Origin of the sequence: Pseudomonas sp. (assembly GCF_030690725.1) — a bacterium.
Lineage (GTDB): Bacteria > Pseudomonadota > Gammaproteobacteria > Pseudomonadales > Pseudomonadaceae > Aquipseudomonas.
In genome coordinates this window covers 66,043-81,599 of record NZ_JAUYGD010000019.1, presented here as the reverse complement: position 1 = coordinate 81,599, position 15,557 = coordinate 66,043, and the positions used below count along the sequence as shown (strand labels likewise).

Sequence of the window (15,557 nt, the reverse complement as noted above, 5' to 3'; positions counted from 1 at the left end):
TCCCCGAGCCTGCTGCCGAAGCCGAAGCCGAAGCCGAAGCCGAAGCCGAAGCCGAAGCCGAAGCCGAAGCCGAAGCCGAAGCCGAAGCCGAAGCCGAAGCCGAAGCCGAAGCCGAAGCCGAAGCCTTGCCGATGATCGAGTCGTTCGATCTGGCAGAGCCCGAGTCTGCTGAGCTGCCAGAGATAGAAGAGATCGACTTTGGCATCCTGGCGGATGCGCCGCAGGAGCCATTGGCAACTGAGGCTCTGGAGATCGAAGCGTTCGAGCTACCTGCTGTGGAGTTCGACGAGCAACCACTGGTCGAGTCTGCTACTGAAAGCGAAGCCGAATTTGCTGCCATCCCTGATATTGCGCCCGAGCCCGAGCCCGAGCCCGAGCCAGTTCCAGCGCCGGTCGCTGTAGCTGCGCCTGCCGTATTTGATGACGAGCGTGATCCTGAGCTGGTGGAAATCTTCCTTGAGGAAGGTTTCGACATCATCGACAGCGCTGGTGCAGCGTTGCAACGCTGGATGGGCGACGTCAACAACAGCCTGGAGCTGGAGTCGCTGCAGCGCGATCTGCACACCCTCAAGGGTGGTGCCCGCATGGCCGAGATCCGTGAAATCGGTGACCTGGCCCACGAGCTGGAATTCCTCTACGAAGGTCTTGGCCAAGGCCGTTTGCGCGCCAGCCAGGACCTCTTCACGCTGCTCCAGGCCTGTCACGACAGCCTGGCCGAGATGCTCGAAGCGGTACGTGGCAAGCGCGGCGTACCGAGTGGTGAGGCGCTGATCGAAACCATCAAGCGGTTTCGCGCCAACCCGGATGAACAACTGAGCATGCCGTCTGCGGTTGCCCTCAAGGCTGCCGACGCCCAGCAGGATGACGATGCCGAATCGGACATCCTCGACATCTTCCTTGAGGAAGGTGATGACCTGCTGGAAGCCATGGAAGTCGCCATCGGCCGTTGGGAGGCTGACCGTGAAGATGGCGCCGCCATCGACGATATGCTGCGCATCCTGCACACCCTCAAGGGTGGTGCACGTCTGGCAGGGCAGAAGCGCCTGGGCGACCTGACCCACAGCCTCGAACAGCACCTGACCGAAGCGCAAGCTCAGGGTGCGCCGTGGCCGCAGAGCCTGTTTGTTGATGTGCAGTCCGGCTTTGAAGGCTTGCAGCAGGAGCTGGACGCGCTGCGTCAGCGTCTGAATGACAGCCTGGTGGCCGATACGGCGAGCCAGCAAGCGCCTGCGCCAGTTGCCGAACAAGCCGCGCGTCTGCCGGAATTGAGCGCACCGATTGTTGCAGCCAGTGCCATGCCAGCGCAGGAACTGGTGGCCAAGGTGCTGCCGTTCGTGCGCCGCGCTGAAGAAGCTGCGCAGGAAGCGGCCTCGCGGCGTGCGCCGCAGGAGCTGGTCAAGGTGCCGGCCGAGTTGCTTGAAGGCTTGGTCAACCTGGCCGGTGAAACCTCGATTTTCCGGGGTCGGGTCGAGCAACAGGTGAGTGACTTCGGTTTCACCCTGAGTGAGATGGAAGCCACCATCGACCGCGTGCGTGATCAGTTGCGCCGCCTCGATACTGAAACCCAGGCGCAGATCCTCAGCCGTATTGAGGCTGAAGCCGAGCGTATGGGCTATGAGGATTTCGACCCGCTGGAAATGGACCGTCACTCACAGCTGCAACAGCTGTCGCGTGCACTGTTCGAGTCCGCTTCCGACTTGCTCGACCTGAAAGAAACCCTGGCCGCGCGTAACCGCGATGCGGAAACCCTGTTGCTGCAACAGGCGCGGGTCAACTCCGAATTGCAGGAAGGCCTGATGCGTACGCGCATGGTGCCTTTCGACCGTCTGGTACCGCGTCTGCGGCGTATCGTGCGGCAGATTTCCGGTGAGCTGGGCAAGCAGGTTGAGTTCGTCGTCGGTAACGCCGATGGCGAGATGGACCGTACCGTACTCGAACGTATCGTCGCGCCGCTGGAACACATGCTGCGCAACGCCGTCGACCACGGCATCGAAGCCGCCGATGTGCGCCGTGCTGCCGGCAAGCCGGAGCAGGGCACCATTCGCCTGGCGCTGGGCCGTGAGGGCGGCGATATCGTCCTGACCCTGGCCGATGACGGCGGCGGTATTCGTCTGGAAGCGGTGCGGCGCAAAGCCATCGAGCGCGGCTTGATGGACGCCGACTCCGACCTCACCGACTACGAAGTGCTGCAGTTTATTCTCGAGGCCGGTTTCTCCACCGCCGAGAAGGTTACGCAGATTTCCGGGCGTGGTGTGGGCATGGACGTGGTCCACTCCGAGGTCAAACAGCTCGGCGGCTCGATGAGCATCGAGTCGATCCCCGGTACTGGCACCACCTTTACTATTCGCCTGCCGTTCACCGTGTCGGTCAACCGCGCGCTGATGGTGCTGTCCGGCGAAGACCTCTACGCCATTCCGCTGAACACCATCGAAGGTATCGTGCGGGTTTCCCCGTACGAGCTGGAAGCCTACTACGCGCCGGATGCGCCGCGCTTCGAGTACGCCGGGCAGAGCTATGAACTGCGTTACCTGGGCGACCTGCTGAACAACGGCCAGCAGCCCAAGCTGGTTGGTCAGAGCCTGCCGCTGCCGGTGATTCTGGTGCGCTCCAAAGAGCACGCCGTAGCTGTGCAGGTTGACTCCCTGGCTGGTTCGCGGGAAATCGTGGTGAAGAGCCTCGGCCCGCAGTTCGCCGGTGTACACGGGATTTCCGGTGCAACCATCCTCGGTGACGGTCGCGTGGTGGTCATTCTCGATCTGCTGGCAACCATTCGTGTGCTGCACGCGCATTTGCTTACCCAGCTGACGCCGCGTCTGCTCAAGCAGTCGGCAACGGCGGCGGAGATCGAAGCGGATCGGCCGACCCTGGTCATGGTGGTCGACGATTCGGTCACCGTGCGCAAGGTCACCAGTCGTCTGCTCGAGCGTAACGGCATGAACGTACTGACCGCCAAGGACGGTGTCGATGCCATCTCGCAGCTGCAGGAACGCAAGCCCGACATCATGCTGCTGGACATCGAAATGCCACGCATGGACGGCTTCGAAGTGGCAACCCTGGTGCGCCACGATGAAGGCCTGAAAGACCTGCCGATTATCATGATCACCTCGCGTACCGGTGAAAAACACCGTGAGCGGGCCATGAGCATCGGTGTCAACGAGTACCTTGGTAAGCCTTACCAGGAGTCCTTGTTGCTTGAAACCATTCAGCAACTGGTGGGCCGCCACCCGGTAAACCGCAATGAGTGAGAAAACTGCAGCCCGCATCGCGGTGATTGCCGATACCTCGCTGCAGCGTCATGTGCTGCAGCAGGCGTTGACCGGCAGCGGCTATCAAGTGGTGATGAACAGCGACCCGGCGCGCCTCGATCAGGAAACCCTGAACGCCTGCGAAACCGACCTGTGGCTGGTTGATCTGGCCCAGTCGGAAGACTTGCCGCTGGTCGACAGCCTGATGGAAAGCGCCTCGGCTCCGGTGCTGTTTGGTGAAGGCCACGCGCCTGAGCGCCATTCGGAGAACTACCCGCGCTGGGAGCGTCGGCTGTTCGGCAAGCTGAAGAAGCTGGTCGGCGACCCCTCGCAAGCAGTTGGCCCGAGCCTGGAAGCCTTGCTGGCTGAAGCGCAGCGTCCATCGCGTCTGGACCTGCCGGCCGCGCTGGCCGATACCCCTCTGGTAGCCGGCGAACCGGCGCGCCAGGTGTGGTTGCTGGCGGCCTCACTGGGCGGCCCGGCTGCAGTAAAAGCCTTTCTCGATGCCTTGCCGGGCGGTCTGCCGGTTGGCTTTGTCTATGCCCAGCATATCGATGCGAGTTTTGAGAGCGCGCTGCCGCAAGCGGTGGGACGCCACAGTCAGTGGCATGTCAACCCGGCGCGCCATGGCGACGCGGTGCGTTGCGGTGAAGTGGTGGTGGTGCCGATCAGTTATGAGTTGGGCTTCAGCGATGACGGCCAGATGCAGATTGCCGAGCGCGGCTGGCCAGAACCCTACAGCCCGTCGATTGATCAGATGATGCTTAATCTGGCCCAGCATTTTGGTGCGCTCAGCGGTGTAATCGCCTTCAGCGGCATGGGCAGCGATGGCAGCGCCGCAGCCGCCTATGTGCGTCGCCAGGGCAGCGTGATCTGGACGCAGCGCGCGGACAGCTGCGCTTGCCCAAGCATGCCGGATAGCCTGCGTGAAGCCGGCTACAGCAGCTTCAGCGGCGACCCGCGCGAGCTGGCCGAAGCCCTGGTCAATCACCTGGCCGAGCAGTGCCGATAATCCGGGGCCGTGCCCTGTACAGGAAATATCCATGAGCCAAGCCGTCGCCACGCAGAACAGCGCCAACAGCCTTACCGGCCTGTTGATGCCGCTGACTGACCGTACTCTGCTGCTGCCCAACGTCGCGGTTGCCGAGCTGATCCCCTACCGCGCGCCGCAGGTCAGCGAAGGCATGCCCAGCTGGTTCCTCGGGCAGATTGCCTGGCGCGATCTGCGCCTGCCGCTGCTGTCGTTCGAAGCCGCATCGGATGGTCAGGTCAACGTCAGCCCCGGCTCGCGGGTGGCGGTGATCAACGCCCTCGGCGGCCGTCCGGCGGTGAAGTTTATTGCCGTGCTGGTGCAGGGCATTCCGCGCTCGATCAAGGTCGGTGCCGAACTGGTGCGCGCCGATGTCACCCTGTCGCCGCTGGAGCTGGATGCGGTGCAGTTTGGCGAGGCGGTGCTGAAGATTCCGGACCTGATTGGCTTGGAACAGAAGCTGGCCGATGCTGGATTGATCTGACCGCCTCTGTACGAAAAAGCCCGCGTTTGCGGGCTTTTTTATGATGCTGAAGTAGACCTTAGAAATCGCCCCACAACTGCTGCGCCACGCTTAGCGCCACTACCGGTGCGGTCTCCGTGCGCAGCACGCGCGGGCCGAGGCGGGCGGCGTGGAAGCCCTGGGTCTTGGCCAGGGCAACTTCGCTCTCGTTTAGACCTCCCTCCGGGCCGATCAGAAAGGCTAACGACTTAGGCTGCAGGTGACTGGCCCAGGGCTCAGCGACCGGGTGCAGCACCAACTTGAGTTCGGCGGTTATCTGCCCTAACCAGTCATTCAAGCTGATGGGCGGATGAATGATCGGCAGCACCGAACGGCCGCATTGCTCGCAGGCGCTGATCGCCACCTGCCGCCAGTGCGCCATGCGCTTGTCGGCGCGTTTATCCTTGAGGCGCACTTCACAGCGCTCACTGACGATCAGGCTGATTTCATTGGCGCCCAGCTCGGTGGCCTTCTGAATCGCCCAATCCATCCGTTCGCCACGCGACAGGCCCTGACCCAGATGGATATGCAGCGGTGACTCGGCCTGGCCAGCAAAGGCTTCACGCAACTCGACACGCACGCTTTTCTTGCCCACTTCGATCAGCTCGCCGCGGTATTCCTGACCGCTGCCATCGAACAATTGCAGCGCATCGCCCACGGCATGCCGCAACACGCGGCCGATATAGTGGGCCTGGGCTTCTGGCAGCTCGTGCTGGCCGAGGGAGAGGGGGGCATCGATAAAGAAACGGGATAGGCGCATAAGAGGTGAACCTAGAGTAAAGGCGCGAATTTTAGCCTTAGGCTGAGCCGTGCGCATTGATATCCGTAGGGTGGATGACGCTCTTTTCATCCACCGCAATATCGCAATGATGGATGGGTGAAGCCTCAGCTACGCGCCCCGATCCACCCTACTTCTAGCCCGGATCGCGAAAGCCGGGGTAGTTGGCATTGCCTTGCGCCACGCTGACCGAGGTGCGGGTGGCGATGTCGATGCCTTCACTGGCCACTTCGGCAAGGAAGTCGATCTGCTCGGGGGTGATTACGTAAGGCGGCAGGAAATACACCACGCTGCCCAGTGGCCGCAGCAGCGCACCGCGCTCCAGGGCGTGCTGGAACACCTTGAGGCCGCGACGCTCCTGCCAGGGGTAGGCGGTTTTGCTGGCTTTGTCCTGCACCATCTCGATGGCTAGGGCCATGCCGGTCTGGCGTACTTCGGCGACATGCGGATGGTCGGCCAGATGCGCGGTGGCGCTGGCCATTCGCGCGGCAAGGGCCTGGTTGGCTTCAATCACATTGTCCTGCTCGAAGATATCCAGGGTCGCCAGGGCGGCGGCGCAGGCCAGCGGATTGCCGGTGTAGCTGTGCGAGTGGAGGAAGGCGCGCAGGGTCGAGTAGTCGTCGTAGAACGCCTGGTACACCTCGTTGGTGGTCAGGCAGGCGGCCAGCGGTAGATAGCCGCCAGTCAGCGCTTTCGATAGGCAGAGGAAATCCGGACGAATGCCGGCCTGTTCGCAGGCGAACATCGTCCCGGTGCGGCCGAAGCCCACGGCGATCTCGTCATGGATCAGGTGTACGCCGTAGCGGTCGCAGGCTTCGCGCAGTAGCTTGAGGTAGATCGGGTGATACATGCGCATGCCGCCGGCGCCCTGGATCAGCGGCTCGACGATCACCGCCGCGACTTCATGGCCATGCTCGGCCAGGGTCTGTTCCATGGCCAGGAACATGTTGCGCGAATGTTCTTCCCAACTGATGCCGTCGGGGCGGTGGTAACAATCCGGGCTGGGCACCTTGATGGTGTCGAGCAGCAACGCCTTGTAGGTATCGGTAAACAGCGCCACATCGCCCACCGACATCGCCGCGATGGTTTCGCCGTGGTAACTATTGGAGAGCGTGACGAAGCGCTTCTTTGCCGGTTGGCCGACGTTGAGCCAGTAGTGAAAGCTCATCTTCAGCGCGACTTCGATGCAGGATGAGCCGTTGTCGGCGTAAAACACCCGGTCCAGACCTGCCGGGGTCATCTTGACCAGGCGCTCGGACAATTCGATCACCGGCTGATGGCTGAAGCCGGCGAGGATCACGTGTTCCAGCTGGTCGACCTGATCCTTGATGCGCTGATTGATCCGTGGGTTGGCGTGGCCGAATACGTTGACCCACCAGGAGCTGACCGCGTCGAGGTAGCGCTTGCCGTCGAAGTCCTCAAGCCAAACACCTTCGCCGCGCTTGATCGGCACCAGCGGCAGCTGTTCGTGGTCCTTCATTTGCGTACAGGGGTGCCAGAGCACTTTCAGGTCACGCTGCATCCACTGGTCGTTCAGGCTCATCGCTCTACTTCTTCCTCGGCTCGCAATCATCTGCGCCAAGCCTATCAGAAGCACTGTGGAGGATGGACGGCACAACTGCGCTTGATGACCCAGGCTTCCCGCTGATCCCCTCTATTCTGCCGTTTGTAGCCGGCCTGCTGAACTTTGCCGAGTGCCGCTAGACTAACTCGGCTGAGTTAAAGGATCGGATAACGCATCGTATTTCTCGATATTTCAAAGCGAAAATTTCCGCTTTTAGTCGATAGGTTTGTTGCTAGTCTTGCTCCACTCGCGGTCCTAGTCCTTCCTTTGGAAAGTTTGCAATGCAATGGCGCAATAGCTCTTCTCACTACGGCTTGGTCAGCATCCTGATGCACTGGCTGGTGGCGCTGGCCGTGTTTGGCCTGTTTGGCCTGGGTTACTGGATGGTCGGGCTGGATTACTACAGCAGCTGGCGTCAGACGGCACCGGACCTGCACAAGAGCATCGGCCTGGTGCTGTTTGCCGTGATGCTGGGGCGGGTGCTGTGGCGCTGGTTCAGTCCGCCCCCGGCGAGTCTGCCTAACCATGGGCGGATGACGCGTATGGCCAGCAAGCTGGGCCACAGCTTTCTCTATCTGGGGCTGTTTGTGCTGATGATTTCCGGCTACCTGATCTCTACGGCAGACGGTCGCGGCATCCCGGTATTCGGCTTGTTTGAAGTACCGGCCAGCCTGACCAGCATTCCTGATCAGGAAGACGTTGCCGGGCTGGTGCATGAGTACCTGGCGTGGGCGCTGGTGATCTTTGCCGGTGTGCATGCCCTGGCTGCACTGAAACACCACTTTATTGATCGCGACCGTACGCTTACGCGGATGTTCGGTCGCTAGTTCCGTTTGCTGTTTCCGGGGCTGAATGGGCCCCATCCCACACTCACAAGGAGCATGCCCATGTTGAAGAAAACCCTCGTAGCCCTGGCACTTGGTGGCGCACTGATCGGCGCTGGTCAGGCGATGGCCGCCGATTACGCCATCGACAAGCAAGGCCAGCACGCCTTCGTCAATTTCAAGATCAGCCACCTGGGCTACAGCTGGCTGTACGGTACGTTCAAGGACTTTGACGGCAGCTTCAGCTTCGACGCCGCCAAGCCGCAGGACAGCAAGGTCAACGTGACGCTGAACACCACCAGCGTCGACACCAACCATGCCGAGCGCGACAAGCACATCCGCAGCGATGACTTCCTCAACGTCAGTAAGCACCCAACGGCGACCTTCGCGTCTACTTCGGTCAAATCCACTGGTGAAGGCACTGCCGATATCACCGGCGACCTGACCCTCAATGGCGTGACCAAGCCGGTGGTGATTGCCGCCAAGTTTATCGGTGAAGGCAAGGACCCATGGGGCGGCTACCGTGCCGGCTTCGAGGGCAGCACCACGCTGAAGCTGAAAGACTTCGGCATCAGCAAAGACCTGGGCCCAGCCTCGGAAAGCGTCGAGCTGATCATCTCGGTTGAAGGCGTACGCAAGTAATCCCGCCTGGATGGGTGAGTCGCACCGCGACGTAACCCATCGCTGAGCGAATGCTGCACCAACAAAAACGCCGCCCAATGGGCGGCGTTTTTGTGTGCGGCTAGCTGACTATGACTCTTCGCGGTTGCGCGTCAGCAGGGCCGGTTTTTCGCCGCGCGGACGTGCGCTCGCCAGTTCGTCAAGCTGCTCCGGTGTCGGGAAGCGGTCCAGGCGTGAGCCCTTGTGCACGATCACTGGTTGCTTGTCGCGTGGGCTTTTCACCGCCGCTTCCTGGCGTGGCAGCTCATCGCGGTTCAGCGATGTGGTGCGGGTATCACGCGGCGGACGTGCACGGCCGGAACCATTACGGCCCTGACCGCCCTGGCCACCAGAGCCTGAGCCCTGACGGCGACCTTGTGCGCCAGCGCCAGCATTTGCACCGCCGCCATTACTGCGTGGCGGCTTGGCTGGACGAGCACCCAGACCGACGCCATTGCTGGCGCTCGGACCGCTTGGCGCTGCAGGCGTACCGGGCCGACGGCCACGGTTCTGCTGCTTGTTCTGGTTCGGGCTTACATAGTCGGCACGGTTGCCGAAATTATCGATTTCATCGTCGCGGAACTCATCCGGCGCGCGGTCCGGAGGGAGTGCGGGCACGGCCGGCGCGGCAGCGCGTCCCGAGGACGAGTTGCGCGGCTGTTGGCTGCGGCCGCCCTGAGGCTTGGCTGCGCGGCTGTGTTCCTTGCCGCTGTCCTTGCCTTTGTCCTTGCGCCCGCCGCCATGGCGTTCGCCTTCTGGTTTGGCGCCGCGCGGTTGACGTGGTTTCTGCGGCTCACGTACTTCCGGGCGTTCGGCTTCAACCGTGCTTGCATCAAAACCGAGCAGGTCACCGTCGCCGATCTTCTGCTTGGTCATGCGCTCAATGCCCTTGAGCAACTTCTCTTCATCCGGTGCAACCAGGGAGATTGCCTCACCGCTGCGGCCAGCACGGCCGGTACGGCCGATGCGGTGTACGTAATCTTCTTCGATGTTCGGTAACTCGAAGTTGACCACGTGTGGCAGCTGATCGATATCCAGACCGCGGGCGGCGATATCGGTGGCCACCAGAATGCGCACATTGCCGGCCTTGAAGTCAGCCAGGGCTTTGGTACGGGCGTTCTGGCTCTTGTTGCCGTGGATCGCCACCGCTGGCAGGTTGTGCTTGTCGAGGTATTCGGCCAGGCGGTTGGCGCCGTGCTTGGTGCGGGTGAAGACCAGTACCTGTTCCCAGGCGCCGGCGGTGATCAGGTGGGCGAGCAGGGCGCGTTTGTGGCTGGCCTGAACGCGGAATACCCGCTGTTCGATACGCTCGACCGTGGTGTTCGGCGGCGTGACTTCGATGCGCTCTGGGTTGTGCAGTAACTTGCCGGCGAGATCGGTGATGTCTTTCGAGAAGGTCGCCGAGAACAGCAGGTTCTGCCGTTTCGCCGGCAGCTTGGCGAGGACCTTCTTCACGTCATGGATAAAACCCATGTCGAGCATGCGGTCGGCTTCGTCGAGGACGAGGATTTCTACATGCGACAGGTCGATGGCGCGCTGGTTGGCCAGGTCGAGCAGGCGGCCGGGGCAGGCCACCAGTACATCGACGCCCTTGGCCAGGGCCTGCACCTGCGGGTTCATGCCAACGCCGCCGAATATGCAGGCGCTGACGAATTTCAAATCGCGGGCATACAGCTTGAAGCTGTCATGCACCTGGGCGGCCAGTTCGCGGGTCGGGGTCAATACCAGGACGCGCGGTTGTTTCGGGCCGTGACGCTGTTCGCGATCCGGGTGACCGTTGGGGAACAGTCGCTCGAGGATCGGCAGGGCAAAACCGCCTGTCTTACCTGTACCCGTCTGGGCCGCCACCATCAGGTCGCGACCTTGCAACGCGGCGGGGATGGCCCGCTGTTGCACCGGAGTGGGTTGGGTGTAGCCGGCGGATTCGACCGCACGGACTAAAGCCTCGGAGAGACCGAGGGAGGCAAAGGACATGTGTAATCCTGTCTAGTGAGGGCGCAGCCCTATGGGGTGTATTGCCTGGCTTGAATCACGCTTGGGGGGCGTAATCCCGTCCGGTACTACTGGCCTCTGGGGGCTAGCATCCGGGCGCAAGCCTGGCGGGAAGGGCCGAGTATAACAGAGCCGCTAGTTAGCGCGAGCGTCGGTCTGCTCGGCGGTCTGGGCCGGTACTTCTTGGTGATAACGGCGCAGTATTGCCGCGTACTCGGGGCTGCTTTTAAGGCGCCGCAGTTCATTCTCGAAGCGCGGCACCAGTGCGGCCACGGCAGGTCGTTTGCTGAACGCGGCATATACCCGGTCGCTGTACAGCGGTTGCGGGCTATAGGCGATGGCATCTTCGGCACCCATGGTTTTGGCGGTGTAAAGGCCGACAGCCCGGTCAGTAATCACCAGATCAATGCGCCCCAGTAAGAGTTTGCCGATGTTGGCATCCAGCGTTGGAGCATCTTCACGAACAAAGTGGGTGCCCTGGGCGAAGGCTTGGTTGCTGTAGGCGTAGCCGGGTTCTGTGCCAACCCGTAAGCCGGCAAGATCGTCCACTGAGTTGATCAGGTGAGGGCGAGCGCGTGCGTGGAACAGCACCATTGCGCTGTCGGCCATGGCTTCATTAGGGAAAATCATGCCTTTGGCGCGTTCGTCGCTGTAGAACGCATCCAGCAGAATATCTAGTTTGCCGTCGCTCATTTTGTGTAAACAGCGTCGCCACGGCTCCAGCGTAATGTCGTAACTGATATTCAGATTGGTCAGTACCAGATGCAGTAGATCCGCATCAATACCGCGCACTTGGCCGTCTTCGAGGAGGGTGTAGGGTGGCCATTCATTTGTGCAGACTTTCAGGGGTTGGGCGTAACAGTTGAAGGAGCAGGACAACAGGAACAGCAGTGCGTACAACCTGACCATGGTGCGGTGACCTCGCAGACTTCATTGCAAATACCCAGTCTCAATGTAGCTGCTATCTGCGCAGGTCGGCCGCATATGGCCAGTAGAATTTCTGCCCTATAACCGGTTTAGCTGGTCAGTTTGTAGCAGGGTACATAGGCGCTGTTGCCCGGCAGTTTCATCCGATGCTGATCGACGAAGGCCTGCAGCAACTGATCGAGCTGCAGCATGATGTCGCGGTCGCCGGTGATCTCGTAAGGGCCGTATTGCTCGATCAGGCGGATGCCCTTGTCCTTGACGTTGCCTGCGACAATCCCGGAAAACGCTCGACGCAGGTTGGCAGCCAGCTCATGCACCGGCTGTTCGCGGGTCAGCTTGAGGCTGGCCATATTGGCGTGGGTTGGCTCGAACGGGTGCTGGAAACTTTCGTCGATCTTCAGCAGCCAGTTGAAGTGGAAGGCGTCGTTATGTTCACGGCGGAACTGTTTGACCGCCTTGATCCCTTCAGCCATCTCCCGGGCGACCTGCTCGGGGTCGTTGATGATGATGCTGTAGCGCTGCTGCGCCGCTGCACCCAGGGTCGCGCCGATAAACTCATGCAGCTGCTCGAGGTACGCGGCGGCGCTGCGTGGCCCGGTCATGATCAGCGGGAAGGGGATGTTCTGGTTGTCCGGGTGCATCAGGATGCCGAGGAAATACAGCAGCTCCTCAGCCGTGCCGGCGCCGCCGGGGAAGATGATGATGCCGTGGCCGACACGGACGAAGGCCTCCAGGCGCTTCTCGATATCCGGCAGGATCACCAGCTCATTAACGATCGGGTTGGGCGCTTCGGCGGCGATGATCCCCGGCTCGGTCAGACCCAGGTAGCGGCCATGCACGTTGCGCTGTTTGGCATGGGAAATGGTCGCGCCTTTCATCGGGCCCTTCATCACGCCAGGGCCGCAGCCGGTACAGATGTCCAGGCCGCGCAGGCCCAGCTCGTGGCCGACTTTCTTGGTGTATTTGTATTCTTCGGTGCTGATCGAGTGGCCGCCCCAGCACACCACGATCTTTGGCTCGACGCCGGCGCGCAGGGTGTGTGCGTTGCGTAGCAGGTGGAAAACGTAATCGGTGATGCCCTGGGAGCTGCCGAAGTCGACCCGCTTGTTCTCCAGCTCGCTCTGGGTGTAGACGATGTCGCGCAGGGCGCTGAACAGCATCTCGCGGGTGCTGGCGATCATTTCGCCATCGACGAAGGCGTCGGCCGGGGCGTTGAACAGCTCCAGGCGAATGCCGCGATCCTGCTGCAGGATGCGGATCTCGAAGTCTGGGTAGGCTTCCAGAATGGTCTTGGCGTTGTCGCTGTGCGAGCCGGTGTTGAGGATCGCCAGGGCGCACTGGCGGAACAGCGCATAGACGCTGCCGGAACCGGTTTCGCGCAGCTGCTGCACTTCACGTTGTGAAAGGGTTTCCAGGCTGCCTTTGGGGGTGACTGAGGCGTTGGTCTTTTTTCGTGCGGCCATTGCGGCGCTCCATGATTGTGATACCGCGTAAGCCCTACATGGCTAGACGCTTGCTGAAAGTATGGTCGTGACTGAGTACTTTGGACTATGGGTTGACCCGGTAGTGCGTTGCAAAAGGCTACCGTGGTTTGCCGGGCGAGTGGTGAAAAGGCTGCAGTGTCTGGCCAGGTGGGCCATAGCACATGGCCGGGAAAACCATCGGCGCCCGCAGGACGCGGGTGCCGAGGTGGCTGCCGTGAAGCGTTAGCGTGGCAGCTTGAGGTTGTTCCAGATCGCCAGGCTCGGCTCGGCCTGGTTCATGCTGTAGAAGTGCAAACCCGGCGCGCCGCCTTGCAGCAGGCGCTCGCACATTTCAGTGATGACCTGCTCGCCATACGCCTGGATGCTGTCGGTGTCGTCACCGTAGGCTTCCAGTTGCTTGCGCACCCAGCGCGGGATTTCCGCACCGCAGGCATCGGAGAAGCGCGCCAGCTTGCTGTAGTTGGTGATCGGCATGATGCCCGGCACCACCGGAATATCCACACCCAGTTTGCGCACACGCTCGACGAAGTAGAAGTAGCAGTCGGCGTTGAAGAAGTACTGAGTGATCGCACTGTCCGCGCCGGCTTTGGCCTTGCGCACGAAGTTGGCGATATCGTCTTCGAAGTTGCGTGCCTGCGGGTGCATTTCCGGGTAGGCAGCGACTTCGATATGGAAATGGTCGCCAGTTTCTTCGCGGATAAAGCTGACCAGCTCGTTGGCGTAACGCAGTTCGCCGCTGGCCATGCCCATACCGGAAGGCAGATCGCCGCGCAGGGCGACAATGCGCTTGATCCCGGCATTCTTGTACAGGGTCAGCAGCTCGCGCAGCTCGGCCTTGCTGTCACCGACGCAGGACAGGTGCGGCGCGGCCGGTACCTTGATCTCGCCATCGAGTTGCAGCACGGTGTTCAGCGTGCGGTCGCGGGTGGAGCCACCGGCACCGTAGGTGCAGGAGAAGAAATCGGGTTTGTAGGTTGCCAGTTGGCGCGCCACATTCATCAGTTTTTCGTGCCCGGCGTCGGTCTTGGTGGGGAAGAACTCGAAGCTGTAACGGCGTTCTTGAGACATAAGGACATTCCGTAGGGTGGGTTAGCCGCAGGCCAACCCACCAGGGTTCTCGATGGGTCGGCCGCACGGCCAACCCACCCTACGCATCAATAGCGGTAAGCGTGCGGCTTGAACGGGCCTTCGACGGTCACGCCGATATAGTCGGCCTGGGTCTTGGTCAGCTGGGTGACCACGCCGCCGAAGCCTTTGACCATTTCCAGGGCCACTTCTTCGTCGAGCTTCTTCGGCAGCACTTCCACGGTCAGGCGCTCGGCTTTCTGCGCGGCAGGCAGGTCGGCGTACTTCTGGCCGAACAGGAAGATCTGCGCCAGCACCTGGTTGGCGAACGAGCCGTCCATGATCCGGCTTGGGTGGCCAGTGGCGTTGCCCAGGTTAACCAGACGGCCTTCGGCCAGCAGGATCAGGTAGTCATCGTTGTGCGGGTCGAAGCTGCCGGCACCGGTGCGATGGATCTTGTGCACCTGTGGCTTCACTTCTTCCCACGCCCAGTTCTTGCGCATGAAAGCGGTGTCGATTTCGTTGTCGAAGTGACCGATGTTGCAGACCACTGCGCGCTTTTTCAGGGCCTTGAGCATGTTGGCGTCGCAGACGTTGACGTTGCCGGTGGTGGTCACCAGCAGGTCGATCTTGCCCAGCAGGGCGGTGTCGATGCTGGCGGCGGTGCCGTCGTTGATGCCGTCGACGAATGGCGAAACCACTTCATAGCCATCCATGCAGGCCTGCATGGCGCAGATCGGGTCCACTTCGGTCACGCGCACGATCATGCCTTCCTGACGCAGCGATTGTGCCGAGCCCTTGCCCACGTCACCGTAACCGATCACCAGCGCTTGCTTGCCGGACAGCAGGTGGTCGGTGCCGCGCTTGATGGCGTCGTTCAGGCTGTGGCGGCAGCCATATTTGTTGTCGTTCTTGCTCTTGGTCACCGAGTCATTGACGTTGATCGCCGGGATCTTCAACTCGCCCTTGGCCAGCATGTCCAGCAGGCGGTGCACGCCGGTGGTGGTCTCTTCGGTGACGCCGTGGATGCGCTCAAGCATCTGTGGGTATTTTTTGTGCAGGATCTCGGTCAGGTCGCCGCCGTCGTCGAGGATCATGTTGGCATCCCACGGCTGGCCATCTTTCAGGATGGTTTGCTCGATGCACCACTCGTACTCTTCTTCGGTCTCGCCCTTCCAGGCGAATACCGGGATACCGGCTGCGGCGATGGCGGCAGCGGCCTGGTCCTGAGTCGAGAAGATGTTGCACGACGACCAGCGTACTTCGGCGCCCAGTGCAGTCAGGGTTTCGATCAGCACGGCAGTCTGGATGGTCATGTGGATGCAGCCGATGATCTTCGCGCCTTTCAGCGGCTGCTCACCGGCGTATTTGCGGCGCAGGCCCATCAGAGCTGGCATTTCGGATTCGGCGATGATGGTTTCGCGACGGCCCCAGGCAGCCAGGGAAATGTCGGCGACTTTGAAATCGTTAAAAGCGGCGCTCATAA

12 protein-coding genes are annotated in these 15,557 nt (G+C 61.6%); 5 read left to right on the top strand and 7 right to left on the bottom strand.

Translation table 11 applies throughout. From position 1 onward, the window contains the following. The 3 genes from Q8O69_RS04420 to Q8O69_RS04410 all read left to right on the top strand — a co-directional run. On the top strand, positions 1-3,245 hold a 3,245-nt coding region (locus Q8O69_RS04420; protein ID WP_305589896.1), incomplete at its 5' end, for a response regulator. Beyond that, on the top strand, positions 3,238-4,257 hold the full coding sequence (locus Q8O69_RS04415) for a chemotaxis protein CheB (RefSeq protein WP_305589894.1): 1,020 nt from the start codon (positions 3,238-3,240) through the stop codon (positions 4,255-4,257). The genes Q8O69_RS04420 and Q8O69_RS04415, both read left to right, overlap by 8 nt. A 31-nt stretch (positions 4,258-4,288) precedes the next feature. Continuing rightward, positions 4,289-4,759, top strand: a complete 471-nt coding sequence (locus Q8O69_RS04410; protein WP_305589892.1) for a chemotaxis protein CheW — start codon at positions 4,289-4,291, stop codon at positions 4,757-4,759. Between the two features lie 58 nt (positions 4,760-4,817). Here Q8O69_RS04410 and Q8O69_RS04405 read toward each other — a convergent pair whose 3' ends face one another. Together Q8O69_RS04405 and Q8O69_RS04400 are read right to left on the bottom strand one after the other, a co-directional pair. Next, a complete protein-coding gene (locus Q8O69_RS04405; RefSeq protein ID WP_305589890.1) occupies positions 4,818-5,537 on the bottom strand; it encodes a 16S rRNA (uracil(1498)-N(3))-methyltransferase in 720 nt (239 codons plus the stop codon). A gap of 154 nt (positions 5,538-5,691) precedes the next feature. Beyond that, positions 5,692-7,098: an adenosylmethionine--8-amino-7-oxononanoate transaminase gene (locus tag Q8O69_RS04400; protein WP_305589888.1), complete on the bottom strand. Its 1,407-nt coding sequence runs from the start codon at positions 7,096-7,098 to the stop codon at positions 5,692-5,694. Between the two features lie 302 nt (positions 7,099-7,400). Here Q8O69_RS04400 and Q8O69_RS04395 point away from each other — a divergent pair, with 302 nt between their 5' ends. Together Q8O69_RS04395 and Q8O69_RS04390 are read left to right on the top strand one after the other, a co-directional pair. Continuing rightward, on the top strand, positions 7,401-7,946 hold the full coding sequence (locus Q8O69_RS04395) for a cytochrome b (protein WP_305589886.1): 546 nt from the start codon (positions 7,401-7,403) through the stop codon (positions 7,944-7,946). A 60-nt stretch (positions 7,947-8,006) separates the two neighbouring features. Beyond that, a complete protein-coding gene (locus Q8O69_RS04390; RefSeq protein WP_305589884.1) occupies positions 8,007-8,585 on the top strand; it encodes a YceI family protein in 579 nt (192 codons plus the stop codon). A gap of 108 nt (positions 8,586-8,693) precedes the next feature. Here Q8O69_RS04390 and Q8O69_RS04385 read toward each other — a convergent pair whose 3' ends face one another. The 5 genes from Q8O69_RS04385 to ahcY all read right to left on the bottom strand — a co-directional run bounded on the left by Q8O69_RS04385 (position 8,694) and on the right by ahcY (position 15,555). Then, positions 8,694-10,577 carry a DEAD/DEAH box helicase gene (locus Q8O69_RS04385; RefSeq protein WP_305589883.1) on the bottom strand — a complete coding sequence of 628 codons (1,884 nt, stop codon included), beginning with the start codon at positions 10,575-10,577 and terminating at the stop codon, positions 8,694-8,696. Positions 10,578-10,730: 153 nt separating this feature from the next. Further along, positions 10,731-11,504 (bottom strand): ABC transporter substrate-binding protein, encoded by a 774-nt coding sequence (locus tag Q8O69_RS04380; RefSeq protein WP_305589881.1) that lies wholly within the window; start codon positions 11,502-11,504, stop codon positions 10,731-10,733. A gap of 107 nt (positions 11,505-11,611) precedes the next feature. Continuing rightward, positions 11,612-12,985 carry a nucleotide 5'-monophosphate nucleosidase PpnN gene (ppnN, locus tag Q8O69_RS04375; protein ID WP_305589879.1) on the bottom strand — a complete coding sequence of 458 codons (1,374 nt, stop codon included), beginning with the start codon at positions 12,983-12,985 and terminating at the stop codon, positions 11,612-11,614. A gap of 243 nt (positions 12,986-13,228) precedes the next feature. Further along, complete coding sequence (metF, locus tag Q8O69_RS04370) at positions 13,229-14,074, bottom strand: methylenetetrahydrofolate reductase [NAD(P)H] (RefSeq protein ID WP_305589877.1); 846 nt, start codon at positions 14,072-14,074, stop codon at positions 13,229-13,231. An 86-nt stretch (positions 14,075-14,160) separates the two neighbouring features. After that, on the bottom strand, positions 14,161-15,555 hold the full coding sequence (gene ahcY / locus Q8O69_RS04365; protein ID WP_305589875.1) for an adenosylhomocysteinase: 1,395 nt from the start codon (positions 15,553-15,555) through the stop codon (positions 14,161-14,163). Positions 15,556-15,557: the final 2 nt, after the last annotated feature.